We start from the raw sequence: 19,057 nt of genomic DNA on the forward strand, positions 1-19,057 counted from the left end.
TCCGCAAGAGGATCTCGTCCATGACCCAGAAAAACGTCACCTTCGGTATCATGCTGCAAGGTCCCGGCGGCCACATGAATGCCTGGAAGCACCCGAGCGGTCCCGCCGATGCCAGCGTCAATTTCGGCTTCTTCGTCGACACCGCGCGCAAGGCGGAGGCCGCCGGTATTGCCTTCGCCTTCGTTGCCGACGGACTTTACATCAACGAACAGTCGATCCCGCACTTTCTCAACCGCTTCGAGCCGCTGACCATTCTGTCCGCGCTTGCGGCGTCGACTTCGAAGATCGGGCTCGTCGGCACCGTCTCGACTTCGTACAGCGATCCCTTCACCATTGCCCGGCAGTTCGCCTCGCTCGACCTGATCAGCGGCGGGCGTGCCGGCTGGAACGCGGTGACGTCGCCGCTTGAGGGTTCCGGCCGCAACTACGGGCGCGAGCATCCGGAACACGAGCTGCGCTACGAGATCGCCGACGAATATCTCGATGCGACCAAGGGCCTCTGGGACTCCTGGGACGACGATGCCTTCGTGCGCGACCGTCAGGCGGGCGTCTATGTCGACAAGACCAAGCTGCGCCGGTTGAACCACAAGGGTCGTTTCTTCCGCATCGAAGGACCGCTCAACATCAGCCGGTCGCGCCAGGGGCAGCCGGTCATCTTCCAGGCGGGAGCCTCCGATTCCGGCATTCGTCTTGCCGGAAAACACGCCGATGCGGTCTTTACCAATGGCGGCCCGATCGCAGACGCGCAAACTTTCTACAAGCAGATTAAGCAGAGCGCGATCGCGCAAGGGCGAAGGGCGGCCGATATCGGCCTGTTCCCAGGCATCGCCCCGATCGTCGGCGCGACCGCCGAGGAGGCGGAAGCCAAATACCAGGCGATCCGCGCGCTGGTCACGATCGAGGAGGCGCTGCTCTATCTCGGCCGGTTTTTCGATCATCACGACTTCAGCGCCTATCCGCTGGACGAAGCCTTCCCCGATATCGGCGACATCGGCAAGAACAGCTTTCGCGCAACGACAGACCGCATCAAGAAGACGGCGCGCGAGACCGGCCAGACACTGCGCGAGATCGCGCTCGATGTCGCAACGCCGCGAACCGCCTTCATCGGCACCGCCGAGCACATTGCCGACGAGATCATCCGATGGGTCGACACCGATGCCGCTGACGGCTTCATCCTCGGCTTCCCCGTCATTGCCGAAGGTCTTGAAGACTTTGCCGCCCACGTGCTGCCGGTCCTGGAACAGCGCGGCTATTTCGACCCGCACCTGAAGGGCGAGACTCTGCGTGACCATCTGGGGCTGCCTTATCGCGAAAGCCGCTATGCGGCCCCGGAGGAAGACATCGAGCAGGGAAGGGCCGTCGGCGCCTGAGGCGTCGATGGAGCTGCCCATGAACATGATCGTCAAGGACGCACAGGCCGGGGACGCGATCGAGCGGGGCATCGGCGCCTATCTCGATGAAATCGTTGCTCTCCGGCACGACCTTCACCGGCACCCGGAGCTCTCGTTTCACGAACACCGCACCAGCGGGATCGTCGCCTCCCGGCTCAAGTCCTGGGGCTACGAGGTGGAAACGGGGATTGCCGGGACCGGCGTTGTCGCCACCTTGCGCCGTGGCGAGGGATCGCGCCGCATCGGCATTCGTGCCGACATGGATGCCTTGCCGATTGAGGAGGCGACGGGCCTTGCCCATGCGAGCACCAATCGCGGCGTGATGCATGCCTGTGGCCACGATGGCCATACGGCCATCCTGCTTGCCGCCGCCCGCTATCTGGCGGAGGCCGGTCGTTTCGACGGCACCCTACGCCTGATCTTCCAGCCGGCCGAGGAGATCGGCGCCGGCGCCCGCAAGATGCTGTCCGAAGGGCTGTTCGAGCGTTTTCCTGTCGATGCCGTCTTCGGCCTGCACAATTGGCCGGGGGTTCCATCAGGGCAGTTCGGCTTCGTTGCCGGCCCGGCCATGGCCTCTGTGGACCAGTGCAACATCAAGATCGTCGGCAAGGGCGGTCATGGCGCGGAACCGCAACTGACCGTCGATCCGGTGCTGGCCACAGCGTCGCTGATCACGGCGCTGCAAAGCGTGGTTTCACGCAATGTCGATCCGCAGGAAATGGCTGTCGTCACCGTCGGCTCCATCCACGGCGGTTCTGCCTCCAATGTCATTCCCGAAAGTGTGGTGCTGAAGCTGACCATGCGGGCCTTCAACGAGACGACCCGTGGCCTTTTGGGCGAGCGCGTTCCGGCTCTGGCGCGCGCCCAGGCGGAAAGCTTCGGCGCTACCGCGGAGGTGGATTACCGTCGCGGCTTCCCGGCACTGATCAATCACCGCACGGAGACGGATCTTGCCCGCAGCGTCGCGCTGGAGGCCTTCGGTGCGGGCCAGGTCGTCAGCGATTTCAAGCCGCGCACGGCCAGCGAAGACTTCGCCTTCATGCTCGAGGAGAAGGCCGGCAGCTATCTCTTTGTCGGCAACGGCGACAGCGCGCCGCTCCACAGCGCCAACTACGACTTCAACGACGCAATCATTGCGCCCGCCGCCCGCTATTGGGTGCGGCTGGTCGAAACCTTCCTCGCATGACGACGATAACGGGATTGGCGAAACCCATGAGCGATACGTTTCTTTACACCACCCCCCTCGACCCGCGTGCCAAGCCGCTGATCGACGAATTGATCATCGAATATGACAGCCGTTACGGCACCTACTTCAACGAAGAGGGGGCGGCGGCAGAACTCAACCGCTACCCGCCGGAAGCATTTGCGCCGCCGCACGGCAACTTTGTGTTGCTGGTGCGCAATGGCGAGACGATCGGCGGCGGCGCCTTCAAGCACTATGACGACCGCACCGCCGAGTTCAAACGCATCTGGACGCGTTCCGACCTGCGCCGGCAGGGGCTGGCACGCAAGGTTCTGCTCGAACTCGAAGCCCAGGCTGCGCGCCAAGGCTATTCCCGCATCTACCTGACGACCGGTTTCCGGCAGCCGGAGGCCGTCGGCCTCTATCTCGTCAACGGGTACACGGCGCTGTTCGACGTCGACACCGATCCGGAGGTCTACAAGACGCTGCCGTTCGAGAAGGACATCACCCATCTCGTCGCGTCGCTGGCACTTCTCGGAGACCCGAATCCATCGCATCCGCAGGCAGCCCATCACCCGTAGCGCCAGCGTCCGACAGGCGCACGAAACCACTTCCAGAGAGGATGCATCATGGCCATTCTGACCGATTATGCCGGCGTTGCCGGCGCCGGGCGAACGAGCGAACCCAATCCGGGCTACGCGCATTATCGTGTCGTGCCGGCGCGCCATCCGGGCCGCGCGCTCGGCACGCTGTTTGCAGCACTCGTTATTGCCGGCGTGCTCTATTCGGTGCTGACCAATCCGCGCTGGGGCTGGCCGGTCTTTGCCGAGTGGTTTTTTGCCGAGCCGGTGCTTGCGGGCCTCGGGCGGACTTTGCTGCTCACGGCGCTTGCTACCGTTTCCGGCTCGCTGCTCGGAACGGCGCTGGCGCTTGCCCGGGTCTCGAAGTCGCCGCTGCTGGGTGGCCTTTCCTTCGGCTATATCTGGCTGCTGCGCTCGATTCCGCTGATCGTGCTGCTGCTCGTGCTCAACAATCTCGGCTATCTCTACGAGACGATCTCGCTCAGTATTCCCTTCACCGACACCACCTTCTTCACCTATCCGACCACCCAGCTGCTGACGCCGTTTGCGGCTGCCTTCCTGGGGCTCACGCTCAATCAGTCGGCCTTCTTTGCCGAGATCGTGCGCGGCGGCATTCTCTCCGTCGATCATGGGCAGCACGAGGCCGCGGCCGCACTTGGCCTTCCGCGTCATCGCCAGGCGTTCAGGATCGTGCTGCCGCAGGCGATGCGCTCGATCCTGCCGACGGGCTTCAACGAGATCATCGGCCTGGCGAAAAGCACGTCCATGGTCTACGTGCTGGCGTTGCCGGAACTCTTCTACACCGTTCAGGTCATCTACCGCCGCAATCTCGAAGTCATTCCGCTCCTGATGGTTGCGACCGTCTGGTATCTGGTGATCATGACCGGCCTGTCGATCGCCCAGTATTATATCGAGCGGCATTTCTCCAAGGGTGCGGTTCGCAATCCGGTGCCGCTGCCGTTCCAGGCCTTCTTCTCGCGGTTTCGACGTCCGCTGACTGAGGTTGCGAGCAATGGTGCTGTTGCCCGCAAGGCCGGCTTTCAGGACGCAACCGCCTTTCGCGCCGGCGGTGCCGTCCGCATCCACGGCATCTCCAAGAGTTTCGGTTCGCTGAAAGTGCTTGACGATGTCGAGTTGAGCCTGCCCGCCGGTAGCGTGACGGCGATCCTCGGGCCATCGGGCTCGGGCAAGTCGACGCTGTTGCGCGCGATCAACCATCTGGAGCGGGTCGATGACGGCTTCATCTCGATCGATGGCGATCTCGTTGGCTACAGCCAGAAGGGCAACACGCTCTATGAACTGAAGGAGAAGGACATTTTGAAGCGCCGCGCCGACATCGGCATGGTGTTCCAGAATTTCAATCTCTTTCCGCATCTGACGGTGCTCGAAAATCTTATCGAGGCGCCGATCCAGGTTCGCGGTCTGAAACGCGACGACGCCGTGCGGCTGGCGCAGGATCTCTTGGCGCGAGTGGGCTTGAGCGACAAGATCAACGCCTATCCCCGACAGCTCTCGGGCGGCCAGCAGCAGCGCGTTGCAATTGCCCGTGCCCTGGCATTGCGACCGAAGGTCCTGCTCTTCGACGAGCCGACTTCGGCCCTCGATCCGGAACTGGTCGGCGAAGTGCTCGATGTCATCAAGGAACTGGCGCGCACCGGCACGACGCTGGTCATCGTTACCCACGAGACCGGTTTCGCCCGCGAGGTCGCCGACACCGTCGTCTTCATGGAAGCGGGCCGCATCCTTGAGGCCGGCCCGCCGTCCCGCATCTTCACCGCCGCGGAACACCCCCGCACCCGCGAGTTCCTCGCCAAGGTTCTCTGAAATTTCCAGGCCTGCGTGCAGACGCTGGATCTGACTGACAGCAACCACAACCCAAAGATGAAAAGGAGTCCAGACACATGGTATTCTTCGACAGAGCAAAGCTGCTTTTGGCAGGAGCGGTCACTGTTGCAACGCTCGGTACTGCCTCGGTTCAGGCCCAGGAAAAATTCGATCTCAGCCCTGATACCTCCAACCGCGTGCGCGCTGAACGCAACGAAGCGGCGATCAAGGCGATCTCGCCGGACTTCAAGTTCGTCAATCCCGGCAAATTCACGGTTGCTGTCAACCCGTGGGATCCGCCGATCGCCACCTACGCCTCGGACTCGAAGACGGTCGTCGGCGCCGATCCCGATCTCGCTTCGCTGGTTGCCGACAGCCTCGGTCTTGAACTGGACCTCGTGGCCGTGGCCTGGGCCGATTGGCCGCTCGGCGTTGCCTCGGGCAAGTATGACGCCGTGATCAGCAACGTCACCGTCACCGAGGAGCGCAAGGAGAAGTTCGATTTCTCCACCTACCGCCGTGACGTGCTCGGTTTCTTCGTCAAGTCCGACAGCCCGATCACATCAATCAAGGAACCCAAGGACGTGGCCGGCCTGAAGGTGATCACCGGCGCCGGCACCAACCAGGAAAAGATCATCCTCGAATGGGACAGGCAGAACGTTGCCGCCGGGCTGAAACCGATCGAAGTGCAGTATTACGACGACCGCGCGGCCGGTGACCTGGCGTTGCAGTCGGGCCGGGCCGACGTCGAATTCAACCCGAACGCGACGCGTGCCTACGCGGCCTCGATCCGCAACGACACCAAGGTGGTCGGCACTGCCAGCGGCGGCTGGCCTCTGACCGCCGAAATCGCGGTCACGACCCGCAAGGGCGGCGGCCTTGCCGACGCGATCACCCTTGCCGTCAACGATCTGATCAAGAACGGCAAGTACGGCGAGGTGCTGAAGCGCTGGAGCCTGACCGACGAGGCCGTCGACGCGTCGCAGACCAATCCCCCCGGCCTGCCGAAGAGCGGCTCATAAATCTCTCTGATATCGCGGGTCGGCGCGTTGCCGGCTCGCGCCTTGCCCATCCCATCCGGAGACGACAGACATGTTCGGTCCAGCCGCTTTACGCCTCGCATTTTTCGCCGCTTTTGCGGCGGCGCTTCTTCATCTCGGCCCAGCACAGGCAGCCGACGGCTTCGATTTCAGCCCGGAGCAACCGGGGCGCATCCGCGCTGAGCGCAACGACGCGGCAGTCGCCGCGATATCGCCGGGATTCAAATTCGTGACCCCGGGCAAATTCACCGTCGCCGTCAGCCCCGGTGGGCCGCCGCTTGCGACCTACGCAACTGATGCGAAGACCGTGATCGGCGCTGATCCGGACTATGCGCTGGCGGTCGCTGACAGTCTCGGGCTGACACTGGAACTCGTGCCGATCGCCTGGATCGACTGGCCGCTTGGTCTGACATCGGGCAAATACGATGCGGTCATCTCCAATGTCGGTGTCACCGAACAGCGCAAGGAGAAGTTCGATTTCTCGACCTACCGCCAGGGACTGCACGGCTTCTTTGTCAAGGCCGACAGTGGGGTCACCTCGATCAGAGAGCCCAAGGATGCGGCGGGTCTGCGGATCATCGTTGGCGCCGGCACCAACCAGGAGCGCATTCTTCTCAAATGGAACGACGAGAATATCGCCGCCGGCCTGAAGCCACTTGAGCTGCAATATTACGACGACGAGGCGACGAGCCTTGTGGCACTGGCTTCCGGCCGCGCCGACGTGATCGTCCAGCCGCATGCACAGCTTGTCTTCATTGCGGCGCGCGACCAGAACATCAAGCGCGTCGGCACCTTGAGCGCCGGCTGGCCGGAGCGCTCCGACGTGGCGATCACCACCCGCAAGGGCAGCGGCATTGCCGATGCGCTGACCGTCGCCACCAATGGCCTCATCGAAAATGGCACTTATGCCAAGATCCTTGATCGCTGGCATCTGGCGGAAGAGGCGCTGCCGAAGTCTGAGACCAATCCTCCCGGTCTGCCGAAAACCTGAGGTGCAAGGATGACGACGCACAAGATCTCGATCGACCATATCGGCTTTCTGACGCCTGGAAATTATGCCAACGACAATCCGCTTGCCGGCCTGGAACAGACGCTGCGGCTGCTCGAATATGGCGAGACGCTCGGTTTCGCGAGCGCCTGGGTGCGGCAACGCCATCTGGAACCCGGCATCTCGTCGGCGGCCGCCTTTCTGGCGGCGGCGACACAGAGGACCCGCCGCATCCAGCTCGGTACCGCGGTGATCCCGATCGGCTACGAAAATCCCTACCGGCTCGCCGAGGATCTCTCGACCGTCGACGTGTTGTCGCGCGGCCGTCTGAACATCGGCCTGAGTGCGGGTCGCCCGCCGCATCTCGACCTCATCGGGCCGCTGGCGTTTGACGGAGACTGGTCTGCTTACGATTTCTCGCATCAGCGGGTGCTGCGTTTTGCCGATAATCTGCGCGGGGATTTCCTCGGCGATGCGCACACGGTGATCAAGACGCCTTTCGGTCCGCAGAGACCGCGGCTGCAACCCTATGCCAAGGGGCTTTCCAACAGGCTCTGGTACGGCGGCGGATCCTTGCGCTCAGCCCGGTGGGCCGGTGAAAACGGCTTTAATCTGTTGATCGGCAACGTCACGACCGGTGAGCAGACCGACGATTTCTTTGAGGCGCAGGCGCGCCAGCTCGAAACCTATCGGCAGGCGGGCTGGGCAGAGAAACGCGTGGCACTCGGCCGCGTCATCGTGCCGCTCGATGGTGCCGATGCCAGCACAAGGCGCCGGTATCTCGATTACGCCGCCGGCCGGCATGAGCGCACGCTGACGCCGCAAGGTGAGCGGCGCACACTCTATGCCCGCGATCTCGTCGGCACGTCCGAGCAGATCCTCGAGCGGCTGCTGGCTGATCCGATCCTGCCGCACGTGCGCGAACTCCGGCTCGAGTTGCCCTACGAATTCGAACACGACGAGTACCGGCAAATTCTCGATGACGTCGTCACGCGCATCGCGCCGGCGCTTGGCTGGTCGCAAACAAGCGGCGAGATCGCCGAGGCATCCTCCACAAACCCGGCGGCGGCTTGAAACCCTCGCCATCAGTCCCCGATCCAAACTCCATGAAGGCATTCCCGCAGTGACGAAAAGCATCGACTATTTCTTCTCGATCGGTTCTCCCTGGTCGTTCATCGGGCTCGAAGCCTTTGCCGCTCTGGCTCGCCGCCATGAAGCGGAAATCAAGCCGTACCTGGCAACCGTCGTCGAGGAGAATGGCGGCATCCTGTCGCGCAACAAGCCGGAGGCGCGCCGCGCGTACGGTACGCGCGACCTGAAACGTTGGAGCCGGGCTCGCGGAAAGGACCTTCGGATCGACGGCCGTCCGACGCTTTCCGATCCGACGCCTGCGTCGCGGCTGGTGATTGCCGCCTATCTCGACGGCAAGGACTGGCTCGCGTTGACGGCGGCCCTGCAGGAGGCCTTCTGGGTCCGCGCCGAGGATATCGGCCAGCCAGACGTGCGCGAGGCGGTGGCCATCCGAGCGGGGTTCGACGGCGGCGCCCTGCGCGCGCGGGAAAGTGATGAAGACGTTGCCGGGAAATGGGCCTCCGATCGCGATCATGCCGTCCGGAGCGGCGTCTTCGGTTTCCCGACTTTCGGCTACGACGGCGAGATCTATTGGGGTCAGGACAATCTGGCGTTCCTGGAGCAGCACCTGAAAGGCGAAAGGCCGTAGGCATAGACCGAGCGAGGGTTGAGTGGTTGCGCCACTGCGCCGGATCACTTTTCCAAGCCTGGCACGATCTTTGGGCCGCGGTTCCTTTAATCTACTGTTTAACTCGATAATTTTCGGAGTGCTTGAAGCCGAGCAATCGAACGAAACCTTTTTCGTTGTTTGGGCATTTCTAAACAACGGTGGCTTTTGACGAGGTGTGTCATGAGTGTCCTGCGACAATATGAACGCTTGAGCGCGATCCGGGATGTCTTGCAAGGCAAGCTTGAGCTCTACGAAGCAAGGGACTGTTTCGGCATCGACGATTTCGAGGACGGAACGACGAACGACCTTCGTGATCGCATCGCCGAACTTTCGGACGAGATTTCCAATCTCAAGCGCCGACCGGAGCGTTACGAGGCCTGGTGACGGCGATTGCGGCTGAGAGCAGATACCAAAGCCAACACACAGGAAAACCATGACCATCGAAATCAACTCGCGGATCGCCGGCCACCCGATCAATCCGCTCTTTCTCGAACGCTGGTCGCCACGCGCCTATGCCGGAGCGGACATCGCTGAAGCCGAATTGTTCGGCATTCTGGAGGCGGCGCGCTGGGCACCTTCGGCCTACAATGCCCAGCCCTGGCATTTCATTTATGCCCGCCGCGGCACGGAGCATTGGAACAAGCTGTTCGGCATCCTCAACGCCTTCAACCAAAGCTGGGCGAAGGACGCGTCCGCGCTGATCTTCGTGTTGTCGAAAACAACGCTGCTGGCGCCGGGCACGAGCGAAGACGTGCCCTCCTACACGCACTCGTTCGATACCGGCGCCGCCTGGGGCGCACTGGCGCTGCAGGCCGCCTATTCCGGCTGGCAGGCGCATGGCATGGCAGGCCTGGACTATGATCGGGCACGGACCGAGCTCAGCATTCCTTCCGACTACCGCGTCGAGGCTGCGGTCGCGATCGGCAGGATCGGCGACAAGGCGCAATTGCCCGAAGGGCTGAGGGAGCGCGAAGTCCCAAGTCCGCGAAAGGCTCTCTCAGAGATCGTTTCCGAAGGCCGGTTCGAACAGGCCTGACGTCAGTCGGCCGGCTCGCCTGTGGCAACGGACGAGCCGGCCGAAACGCCGCAAGCGGCAAATACCACGCCTCACCACCGACATTTCCAGCGCCTGGGCGCTCGATCGACTTTGCGCCCCTGCAGATGATTGTGAGATCACCGCTGCCGCGCCCTTTGTTCCGTCTTCCACTCGGGAGCCGCACTTCCGATGCTTTCTGTCATTCATGAATTCGACCGCCGTCGGTGATCCGAGGCGAGCGATGCCGCGTACCTCTCAGGGAAGAACCTGACCCGTCCCCCCAATGCAATATGGAGGAGCGTATGCGTCTGATGATCGTATTGTTGTTCATGCTCGTTGCCCATTCCAGTCATGCGGCATCGGACCGACTGTCGGCCGAAAACATCCGCGACCAGATCGTCGGCAGGACGGTGTTTCTTGCCGTTCCGTTCGGCGGAGAGTTCCCGTTGAACTACCGGCGCGACGGCCGCGTCGATGGTACTGGCGAAGCATTGGGGCTGGGAAAATTCACCCGCCCACGCGATAGCGGCACCTGGTGGATAGACGGTGACCGGCTCTGCCAGAAGTTCAGCACCTGGTATGACGGTTCGCAGCTCTGTTTCGAACTCTACCGCCTCGATGAAACGCGCATCCGCTGGATTCAGAACAACGGCGACAAGGGAACCGCGCGCATCGGGCCGGCGCTATGACACGGTGCACCGCCCCTCGAGCCAAACCGACTTCAACTCTTACGACAACCGTCGACCACGGGAGGTTCTTTATGCGTATGGTGGCCATTGCCTTCCTGGTTTCATACTTCGCATTCCCGATCTTTGCTCAGGCGCGAGACCCCGTCTTCTCGCTGGAACGCTCCTTCGTGGGCAAATCCCAGGCGACCGGCAGTTTCATCGCGATCAACGGTGTGTCGCGACGGTTCTCGGTCGCCTTGCTGGGGCGCTGGAACGGAGAGACGCTGACGCTTCGCGAAGACTTTACATTCGATGATGGTGCGCGGGATACAAAGACCTGGCGGTTTCGCAAGACGGGGCCGGGGGAATATCTCGGCTCGCGTGAGGATGTGGTCGGCAGCGTGCCAGTCAGGATCGAAGGCCGCAAGGCGCGGTTCTCCTATGTCGTCTATCTCGACGCTGCCCGGAAGAACAAAGTCCGGTTCCACGACCTCATGGTGCTCGGCGACGACGGCGAGGTCAGAAACACGGCGCTTGTGACGAAGTACGGCCTGCCCGTGGCATGGACGAACGTCACATTCCGACGGTCCCGGCGATGACGCTTCGCTCAGGCCAGCACCCGCTGACAAGCCGCTTGTTGCTGGCCTACGCGCTGCCCGCCGTTGTCCTGGCGGCGCTCGCCCTGCCACTCTACATCGTCGTTCCGACCTTTTATGTGAGCACACTCGGTTTGCCGCTTGGCGCAGTCGGTTTTGTGCTGCTCGCGATCCGAATTGTCGATGCGATCGCCGATCCGGCCATCGGCTGGCTGTCGGACCGGATCAGCGCGAGGGCCGGCCGCCGGCGCACGCTGTTTCTGGTCGCGTCCGCCCCCACCGCGCTTGGCGCCTTCATGCTGTTTTGGCCGTCGGACGATGCCGGGCTTGCCTATCTCGCTCTTTGGGGAACCGTTCTGTCGCTCGGATACACGGGCACGCTGCTGCCGTATTCCGCCTGGGGAGCGGAACTGGCGAACGACTATTCGGGGCGTCTGCGCGTTTCGGCCTGGAGAGAGGGCGCAACGTTGATCGGCACGTTATGCGCGATTGGTCTGCCGTTCGCCGTCGGCGATGGGGCACTGTCGAGCCCAGTCGGCCTTCAACCGCTCGCTGTCTTTGTCGCGGTGTTTCTGCCCTTTGCGGCCTGCGTCGCATTCCTTTGCGTGCCCGAACCACAGGACAGATCGAGGCATCGTCTCTCGCTTGGAGATGCGGGGCGGTTTCTTGCTGCCAACAGGCCCTTCAGGCGGCTGATCCTTGCCTTTGTCTTGAACGGTTTTGCAAATGCCGTTCCGGCAACGCTGTTCCTTTATTTCGTTGGCCAGCGGCTGGAGGCGCCGCAATGGAGCGGACCGTTGCTGCTTGCCTATTTCGTCAGCGGACTTGCTGGCGTTCCGCTTGCGCTTTTCTCCGCCCGCTTCCTCGGCAAGCACCGGGCCTGGTGCATCGCAATGGCCGTGGCGTGCGCCATCTTCGCCGTGGCCGGCTTTCTTGGGCCGGGGGATGTCTATCTGTTCGTGGCCATCTGCATCGCGACGGGCTTGATGCTCGGTTTCGATCTCGTGCTGCCCCCTGCCATCCAGGCGGATGTGATCGATCAGGATACGGCCTCTTCGGGCGAACAGCGGTCCGGCCTCTATTTCGCGGCCTGGAGCCTTGCGACCAAGCTGTCGCTTGCCGCCGCAGTCGGCATCGTCTTTCCGCTGCTTGCCCTTGCCGGGTTTTCAGGTGAGGGCAACAATTCCGCCGGGGCGCTCAATGCGCTTTCGATGCTTTACGCCTGGCTACCGATCCCCGTCAAGCTCGCGGCGATTGCGCTGATGTGGCGTTTTCCGATCGGGGAGGTCGAGCAGCGCGCCTTGAGGCAAAAGATCGAGGCGATGTGAACCATCTGCCGTGCCACACCGTATCTGCATATGTCGAAATATCGTTCGGGTGATGAAATTGGTCGTTGAGACAATGAGGCGCAAGACTTCCGGAACCGCCGGTATTGCCTGGATCACTGGCGCCAGCAGCGGCATCGGGCGCGCGCTTGCGGTGGAACTGGCGCGCGACAGTTGGGAGGTCGCCGTCAGCGCGCGCAGCAAGGAGGATCTGCTGGCGCTTGAGGATGCCGTTCCCGGCCAGATCTTTGCATTTCCGCTCGACGTGACCAACGGAGCGACTGTCGCCAAAACCTTCGGCCTGATCGAGGACCGCCTCGGGCCGGTGGATCTCGCGGTGTTTTCGGCCGGTACATACGCGCGCGATGGTGTTCGGGATTTCCATGCTGCCCGCTTCTCATCGATCGTCAATCTGAACCTTCTCGGCACGGTGCATTGCCTGGAAGTGGTCATGGCGCAGATGCTCGCGCGCGGCAGCGGGCACATCGCCGTCGTCGCCTCCACGGCCGGCCTCGTCGGCTTGCCGGGTGCGGCGGCCTACGGCGCGAGCAAGGCGGCGCTGATTGCCATGTGCGAGGCGCTCTATCCTGACCTCCGCAAGCAGGGGATCGATCTCAGCCTGATCAATCCCGGTTTCGTCGATACGCCTCTGACGAAGAAGAACGATTTTCCGATGCCGTTCCTCGTGCCGGCGGACAAGGCGGCGGCAATCATAGCGCGCGGGCTGAAGGCGCGCCGCTACGAGATCGTCTTCCCCTGGCAGATGGCTGTGGCAATGAAAGCCTTGAGGCTGATGCCCGCCCGCCTGAGATTTGCGATCACGCGACGAATGCTGCGCGATTGAGGTGAGCTGTTAACTGGCCCGTGCTTTCGCGTCGCTCGGCCGCAAAACGCTTTCCTCGACGACGATGGTGGTGGCGCGCGGCAGGTTTGCTGCCGAATGCGGATGAACGGGCACGCCTTTCAGCCATAGCCGAAACGCCTCCACATGGATCGCGCCCATGACCTTCAGGGTCATCAGGGGATAGGCGAGAAGCAGCTTCAGCAGCGCCTTGTCAGAGAAAGCGACATGTTTTCCGGCAAAGCTCGCCGCCAGAAGCGGACCATCGTTGTCCGACTGATTGATCCCCACGAAAACGCGCTCAACTGGCGGCTCGACGCGAAAGTCGTAGCGGCTTGCCATGGGGGTGAACGGCGACACGTAGAGCGCCTTGTCGCAACGCTGCCTGATCGAGCCACCGGATGGTTCGCCGACCGGAATGACGTAGGTGTGGCGCTCGTGGAAGGTGTTGCAGACTTCATAAAGCGCGGCGCACAGGCTGTCGTCGGGCCGATAGCAGAAGTAGACGGTCAGCGGGTTGAAGACGTAACCGAAAATTCGAGGATAGCAGAGCACGCGCACACGCAGGTCATCCGCCGGCAGTCCGGCGTCCTCCAGCTGTCGGCCGACCCAGCCTTTCAAACCGCCTCTGCTGCCATCGCCGTGATCCTCGTCGCGAAAACTGAAGATGGCCGCGCGGTTGTAGCCGAACAATCGGCTGCGCGTGCCGAGGCTGGGCAGTTCGTCGAGATCGAGCAGCAGCGAAAACACGCGGTAACGCAGCCGGTGTGAGCGGGGGCGATGGCGGGCATGGGCGACGTGCCCAGTGTATATCGCTGATTTCAAGCTCATTCGGCTGCCAACAATGCTTCGCTGCGGAAAATTCTGCCTGACGGCTCGTGAACCGCCCAGGGTCGATCGACGCCGCCGAGTTCTTCCGCGACGGCGAGGCCCGATTGTAGTCCGTCCTCATGAAAGCCGCTGCCGAAATAGGCACCACAGAACCAAGTGTTGCGGCGTCCCTGCAACTGCCAGAGTTGACGTTGCGCCACGAGGGCGGCCTGATCGAAGAGTGGGTGGGTGTAGGCGAAAGTTCCAAGCGTGCGCTCCGGCGCAACCGGGCGGCAGGGGTTCAGTGTCACGAACAGGGGCGCCGACGGATTGATGCCCTGCAGCCGGTTCATCCAATAGGTGACGCAGAGCGGCTTTACGCCTTCGTGCGCGCTGTCGCCGATATAGTTCCAGCTCGCCCAGACTTGCTTGCGCCGGGGCATCAGGGTCTCGTCGCAATGGAGAACCGCATCATTGGCCGTGTATTTGAAGGCCGACAGCAGATGGCGCTCCTGGCCGTCGGGATCGTCCAGCATCGCAAGTGCCTGGTCCGCATGGGTGGCGATGACCACATCCGAGAAACGGTCGAGATGACCGCGCCGATCCACGACCTCGACCTCACCACCGATACGGCGGACGCTGCGCACGGCGCTCGCGAGCCTCACGGAACCCGAGTAGTCGGCCATCAGCCGTTGAATATATTGGCGGCTGCCCCCATCCACGGTTCGCCAGCGCGGCCGGTTCGAAAGGGAAAGCAGGCCATGGCTTTCAAAGAAGCGGATGAAGGCATGCAGCGGATAGGCGCGCATTTCGCTGGCCGTTGTCGACCAGATGGCTGCACCCATCGGCAGCAGGTGATCGTCGACGAAGGAGCGGGCGTAGCCGCCGCGGTCGAGATAGTCGCCGAGGCAGACCGCTTCGAACTCCGGTTGCCGAAGCAGGGGCGGCGCCTCGCGATAGAACCGGACGATTTCCGACAGCATCCGCCAGAAGCGCGGACGCACCGCATTTCGCCTCTGGCCGAGAAGTCCGCGCAATCCGGAGCCTGAGTATTCGAAAGATCCGCCATCGAGCGATGCCGAGAACGACATGTCGGAGGCAAGCGTCGGGACGTCGAGGTGGTCGAAAAGCGCCACGAGGTTGGGATAGTTGCGGTCGTTATAGACGATAAAGCCGGTATCGACCGACACCGGGCCGATCGGTGAAGGCGCGGTCACGGTGTTGGCATGCCCTCCGAGGCGGTCGGCTTCTTCATAAAGAACGACATCCATGCTCTTGCTGAGCAGCCACGCTGCGGAAAGGCCTGATATGCCGGTTCCGATGACCGCAACGCGCCGCTGTTGCCGCTTTTCTCTGCCCCCGACATCCATTCACGAACCTCTCACGTTTTTACCTGCTCTTCAGTACGAGGCCGGGTCGCGATTGGATCGATCGCGCGAATAATTTTTCGGCGCGGTGATCCGCCCGTTCCGACCATCCGTATCAACCCGCATGACAATCGCTGTTCCCATCCTCGCGGCACCATGCGAAAACGACCGGAAGCCAAGCCCGGATCGTCTTGCCAGGGTTTTGCCGAAAAGCGGGAGCAGGCGCGTACGCATGGATGAAAACGACCAGGAACCACCGACGAACGATATGTCCGACTTGCTTGTTTCGGTCGGGTTGAACCGGGATGTCGAGGCCTTCGAGGTGCTGTTTCGCCACTACGCGCCGCGCGTGAAGGCCTATATGGCGCGTCTCTGCAGGGATGGGACTGCCGCCGAAGAACTGATGCAGGAAACCATGATGGTCGTGTGGAACAAGGCAGCCCAGTTCGAGCCTTCGCGTGGCACCGTCTCGACCTGGATCTATACGATTGCCCGCAACGTGCGGATCGATGTCTATCGCCGGACGAAGCGACCGGAATTCGACCTGAATGATCCCGCCTTCGTTCAGGATGATGCGCCGCCTGCCGACATGGCGTTTGAGGCGTTTCAGGAGGCCGAGCGGCTGCACCGCGCGATGGCGACATTGCCGGCCGAGCAGCTCGATCTTTTGAAGCGTTCCTTCTACGAGGACGACTCTCACAGTGCCATTGCCGAGGCCCTCTCGATCCCGCTCGGCACGGTGAAGTCGCGTATCCGTCTCGCCTTTGCCAAGCTGCGCGCAGCATTGGAGGAGCGATGATGTCGATCAACCACCACGTCAGCGACGAGTTGCTGTTGCGCTATGCTTCGGGCGAACTGGCGGAAGGCTGGAGCCTTGCGGTTGCCACGCATCTTGCGCTTTGCCCGTCCTGTCGCCAACGCCTGTCGAAGATGGAGACGATCGGGGGAGCGCTTCTCGAAAACATATCGACAGGGACGGCATCCGATGATGCCTGGGCCCGCATGCGCAGCAGGCTCGAGAAGGCGGCAACGGGCGTTTCGCAGCCAACGGAAGGCCGCCTGTCGGTGGCCCGTGCCGAGCCAGTCTTGCCGGAGCCGCTGCGTTCTTATCTCGGCGGCGATATCGACAGCCTCAAATGGCGCTCGCTCGGGATGGGGGCCTACCAGATCCCGATCCGCTTGGCCGATACCAGCACCATTGCAAGGCTGCTGAGGATACCGGCCGGCAAGCCCGTTCCTGAGCATGGCCACTCGGGGCAGGAACTGACCCTCGTGCTCGCCGGAAGTTTCCGCGATGGCAGCGATGTCTTTGCGCGCGGCGATCTGGAGGAGGCGGATGCCGGCCTCACGCATCAACCTCTGGCAAGCGAAGGTGAGGATTGCATCTGCCTTGCAGTCACCGATGCGCCTTTGAAGTTCAAGAGCTGGTTGGTCCGGCTCATCCAGCCGGTGCTCGGAATATGAGCGATCGGCCCATCCGAAGGGAGCAGACTTGATGCTGGTGCATGTCGTCGCGTACCTCGCTACCGCATTCGTGTTCCTGGTTCTGGATTTTTTGTGGCTCACGCGTGTCGCATCCGGGTTCTATCGCGAGCGATTGGGCGGGCTGCTGCTTGATCAACCCAACTTGAGCGCCGCAGGCGCCTTCTACGTGATTTACGTGGCCGGCATCGTCTACTTCGCCGTATCTCCAGCACTTCAAGCGGGAAGCTGGAGCACCGCGCTGATGGCAGGGGCCATTCTCGGGCTCGTCGCCTATGGCACGTATGACCTCAGCAATCTGGCGACGCTTCGCAATTGGTCGCTGACGCTGACGATCGTCGACATGATCTGGGGCGCGGCCCTGACCGCGATTGCCGCGACCGCGGGATATCATGCCGCAGCTCGCGTCTCGGCGTTCTAGGCGCTCCGGCAATCTACACTCGTTATAAAGGAGTGCCCGGCGGCATTGCCGGGTCTGAGTGTTCGCCCCGGTTCGGGCCGGAGAACAGCTCCGAGCCATAGGCATTCTGGGCCGCAATCGACGGAAACGTAACGTCGCGAACCTCGAAGGACGGCATCAGGTTCATCATCGGCAGAATGCGCTCGAACACCGCGCCGCCGAGCGGCGCCGCATTCCAGCCGGAGGTGCGAAAGCCGTGGGTTTCCGGCAGGCCCTTGGGCTCGTCCAGGATGGTCAGCAGCAGGTAGCGCGGGTTATCTGCCGGCACAACGCCCATGAAGGATGTCAGATTGAGATCCTTGGCATAGCGCCCACCGACGACCTTTTCGGCCGTACCGGTCTTGCCGCCGATGAAGTAGCCCTTGACCTCGGCCTTTCGAGCCGAACCGGTCCTGGCGTTGAGGCGAAGCAGAAAGCGCATGGCCTCGCCGGTTTCGGGTTTGATGAGGTCAGTGGCAAGGAGCCGCTCCTCGACATTAGAGCCCTTGATTAGGGTGGGCCTGATCAGGCGGCCGCCATTCACAAGGGCTGCAACGGCGATGCTTGCCTGCAGCGGCGTGACCGCAATGCCGTGGCCGTAGGATGCGGTTGCCGTGTCGATCTGCCCCCAGGAGCGCGGAAGCTGCGGATGGGCGCTTTCCGGCAACTCGGTCGTCAGCCGCGACATCTGGCCGAAACGCGAGAGGAAAGCGCGGAAATTCTCCGGCCCAAGCGCGATCGCCATTTTTGCCATCGAGATGTTGGAGGAATAGATGAAGGCTTCCGGCAGGCTGAGCGGCCGATACTTGCCGAGATAGTCGCGGATGCGGAACCGGCCGAAGGCGAGCGGCCTGCTGGCGTCGATCACCGAGCGGATGCCAAACTGTCCGGAATCGAGCGCCATGGCCGTGGTCAGCGCCTTGAAGGTGGAGCCCATCTCGAAGGTGGCCGCGGCAATGCGGTTGATGCGGTCGGGCTTGAGCGCGTCGGCCGGATTGTTCGGGTCGAAGTCCGGGGCGGAGGCAAGCGCCAGGACTTCGCCATTGGTGATATCGAGCACCAGCCCGGCGCCGGCCTTCGCCCCGAACTTCTCGATTGCCCTGGCAAGCTCGATCTGCAGCGCGTGCTGGATGCGGATATCGAGCGTCAGCGTGACAGGCTGCAGGTTCTGATGCGAGAGATCCATGCCGGTCTGGCGCAGCACGTCGAGCCCCTGTGTCTCGATCCACTTCTCGATGCCGGCGATGCCGATATTGTCGATGTCGACGGTCCCAAGCACGTGGGCGGCAAGCGAACCGTTCGGGTAGACGCGCCGCTTTTCGCGCTGGAAACCGACCGCCGGAATGCCGGCATCCCAAAGCGCCTGTTCCTGCGCCGGCGTGACCTGGCGCTTGATCCAGGCAAAGGGCGCCTTGCTTTTCAGGCGCCGATGCAACTCGCGGGCATCTAGATCGGGGAAAATGGCCGTCAGCTTTTCGACCGCCTCATCGGCGTCGACGATGAAGCGGGGCTCAGCATAGACGCCGGAGCTCGGGACATCGATCGCCAGCAGGTTGCCGTTCCGGTCCAGGATCGAAGGGCGGCCGACGGAGGGGCGCTTCGGCACATAACCGGTGGTCTCGATCTCGGCCGTGCCGAGCTGGACGAGGCGCCCGAGCATCGTCAGGAACACGGCGACAAAGATGGCGATCAGAAAGGCGATGCGCTTGCGGCGATCCGCGCGTGATGAAATGCGTTGAGCCATA

The 19,057-nt window shown here is 62.7% G+C and carries 20 protein-coding genes; 17 read left to right on the forward strand and 3 right to left on the reverse strand.

The window, feature by feature from the left end; translation table 11 throughout:
- Positions 1 to 20 precede the first annotated feature (20 nt).
- The 14 genes from AC07UR_RS21810 (at position 21) to AC07UR_RS21875 (ending at position 13,217) form a co-directional block, all read left to right on the forward strand.
- Positions 21 to 1,370, forward strand: a complete 1,350-nt coding sequence (locus tag AC07UR_RS21810; protein WP_209790165.1) for an LLM class flavin-dependent oxidoreductase — start codon at positions 21 to 23, stop codon at positions 1,368 to 1,370.
- 19 nt (positions 1,371 to 1,389) lie between these two features.
- A complete protein-coding gene (locus AC07UR_RS21815; protein WP_209790164.1) occupies positions 1,390 to 2,577 on the forward strand; it encodes a M20 aminoacylase family protein in 1,188 nt (395 codons plus the stop codon).
- A gap of 26 nt (positions 2,578 to 2,603) precedes the next feature.
- Positions 2,604 to 3,155, forward strand: a complete 552-nt coding sequence (locus tag AC07UR_RS21820; RefSeq protein ID WP_209790163.1) for a GNAT family N-acetyltransferase — start codon at positions 2,604 to 2,606, stop codon at positions 3,153 to 3,155.
- A 48-nt stretch (positions 3,156 to 3,203) separates the two neighbouring features.
- Positions 3,204 to 4,979, forward strand: coding sequence for an amino acid ABC transporter permease/ATP-binding protein (locus tag AC07UR_RS21825; protein WP_209790162.1), 1,776 nt, complete (start codon positions 3,204 to 3,206; stop codon positions 4,977 to 4,979).
- Positions 4,980 to 5,056: 77 nt separating this feature from the next.
- Positions 5,057 to 6,001: an ABC transporter substrate-binding protein gene (locus AC07UR_RS21830; RefSeq protein WP_209790161.1), complete on the forward strand. Its 945-nt coding sequence runs from the start codon at positions 5,057 to 5,059 to the stop codon at positions 5,999 to 6,001.
- Between the two features lie 70 nt (positions 6,002 to 6,071).
- Entirely contained in the window at positions 6,072 to 7,010 is a 939-nt protein-coding gene (locus AC07UR_RS21835; protein WP_209790160.1) for an ABC transporter substrate-binding protein, read from the forward strand.
- A gap of 9 nt (positions 7,011 to 7,019) precedes the next feature.
- On the forward strand, positions 7,020 to 8,081 hold the full coding sequence (locus AC07UR_RS21840) for an LLM class flavin-dependent oxidoreductase (protein ID WP_209790159.1): 1,062 nt from the start codon (positions 7,020 to 7,022) through the stop codon (positions 8,079 to 8,081).
- Between the two features lie 49 nt (positions 8,082 to 8,130).
- Positions 8,131 to 8,727, forward strand: coding sequence for a 2-hydroxychromene-2-carboxylate isomerase (locus AC07UR_RS21845; protein ID WP_209790158.1), 597 nt, complete (start codon positions 8,131 to 8,133; stop codon positions 8,725 to 8,727).
- A gap of 201 nt (positions 8,728 to 8,928) precedes the next feature.
- A complete protein-coding gene (locus AC07UR_RS21850) occupies positions 8,929 to 9,132 on the forward strand; it encodes a hypothetical protein (protein ID WP_176355562.1) in 204 nt (67 codons plus the stop codon).
- Between the two features lie 49 nt (positions 9,133 to 9,181).
- Positions 9,182 to 9,784: a nitroreductase family protein gene (locus tag AC07UR_RS21855; RefSeq protein WP_209790157.1), complete on the forward strand. Its 603-nt coding sequence runs from the start codon at positions 9,182 to 9,184 to the stop codon at positions 9,782 to 9,784.
- 311 nt (positions 9,785 to 10,095) lie between these two features.
- Complete coding sequence (locus AC07UR_RS21860; protein WP_234941774.1) at positions 10,096 to 10,473, forward strand: hypothetical protein; 378 nt, start codon at positions 10,096 to 10,098, stop codon at positions 10,471 to 10,473.
- Between the two features lie 71 nt (positions 10,474 to 10,544).
- Complete coding sequence (locus tag AC07UR_RS21865; RefSeq protein ID WP_209790155.1) at positions 10,545 to 11,051, forward strand: DUF3833 family protein; 507 nt, start codon at positions 10,545 to 10,547, stop codon at positions 11,049 to 11,051.
- On the forward strand, positions 11,015 to 12,376 hold the full coding sequence (locus AC07UR_RS21870; protein WP_234941773.1) for an MFS transporter: 1,362 nt from the start codon (positions 11,015 to 11,017) through the stop codon (positions 12,374 to 12,376). The genes AC07UR_RS21865 and AC07UR_RS21870 overlap by 37 nt, the downstream gene beginning before the upstream one ends.
- A gap of 73 nt (positions 12,377 to 12,449) precedes the next feature.
- Complete coding sequence (locus tag AC07UR_RS21875) at positions 12,450 to 13,217, forward strand: SDR family NAD(P)-dependent oxidoreductase (RefSeq protein ID WP_234941772.1); 768 nt, start codon at positions 12,450 to 12,452, stop codon at positions 13,215 to 13,217.
- 9 nt (positions 13,218 to 13,226) lie between these two features.
- Here AC07UR_RS21875 and AC07UR_RS21880 read toward each other — a convergent pair whose 3' ends face one another.
- Both AC07UR_RS21880 and AC07UR_RS21885 read right to left on the reverse strand, forming a co-directional pair.
- Positions 13,227 to 14,045 (reverse strand): DUF1365 domain-containing protein, encoded by an 819-nt coding sequence (locus AC07UR_RS21880; RefSeq protein WP_176355557.1) that lies wholly within the window; start codon positions 14,043 to 14,045, stop codon positions 13,227 to 13,229.
- Positions 14,042 to 15,394, reverse strand: a complete 1,353-nt coding sequence (locus tag AC07UR_RS21885) for an NAD(P)/FAD-dependent oxidoreductase (RefSeq protein WP_176355556.1) — start codon at positions 15,392 to 15,394, stop codon at positions 14,042 to 14,044. The genes AC07UR_RS21880 and AC07UR_RS21885 overlap by 4 nt, the downstream gene beginning before the upstream one ends.
- 229 nt (positions 15,395 to 15,623) lie before the next feature.
- Here AC07UR_RS21885 and AC07UR_RS21890 point away from each other — a divergent pair, with 229 nt between their 5' ends.
- The 3 genes from AC07UR_RS21890 to AC07UR_RS21900 are packed head-to-tail and all read left to right on the forward strand — an operon-like array spanning position 15,624 to position 17,294.
- Complete coding sequence (locus tag AC07UR_RS21890; RefSeq protein ID WP_176355555.1) at positions 15,624 to 16,190, forward strand: sigma-70 family RNA polymerase sigma factor; 567 nt, start codon at positions 15,624 to 15,626, stop codon at positions 16,188 to 16,190.
- Complete coding sequence (locus AC07UR_RS21895; protein ID WP_209790291.1) at positions 16,190 to 16,855, forward strand: ChrR family anti-sigma-E factor; 666 nt, start codon at positions 16,190 to 16,192, stop codon at positions 16,853 to 16,855. The genes AC07UR_RS21890 and AC07UR_RS21895 overlap by 1 nt, the downstream gene beginning before the upstream one ends.
- 34 nt (positions 16,856 to 16,889) lie before the next feature.
- The gene (locus AC07UR_RS21900; RefSeq protein WP_209790290.1) at positions 16,890 to 17,294 is read left to right on the forward strand and encodes a DUF2177 family protein; all 405 of its coding nucleotides are present in this window, start codon (positions 16,890 to 16,892) and stop codon (positions 17,292 to 17,294) included.
- A gap of 22 nt (positions 17,295 to 17,316) precedes the next feature.
- Here AC07UR_RS21900 and AC07UR_RS21905 read toward each other — a convergent pair whose 3' ends face one another.
- Positions 17,317 to 19,056: a peptidoglycan D,D-transpeptidase FtsI family protein gene (locus tag AC07UR_RS21905; RefSeq protein ID WP_209790153.1), complete on the reverse strand. Its 1,740-nt coding sequence runs from the start codon at positions 19,054 to 19,056 to the stop codon at positions 17,317 to 17,319.
- Position 19,057 lies beyond the last annotated feature (1 nt).

It is taken from the genome of Ensifer sp. GW821-FHT05G01 (assembly GCF_059419585.1).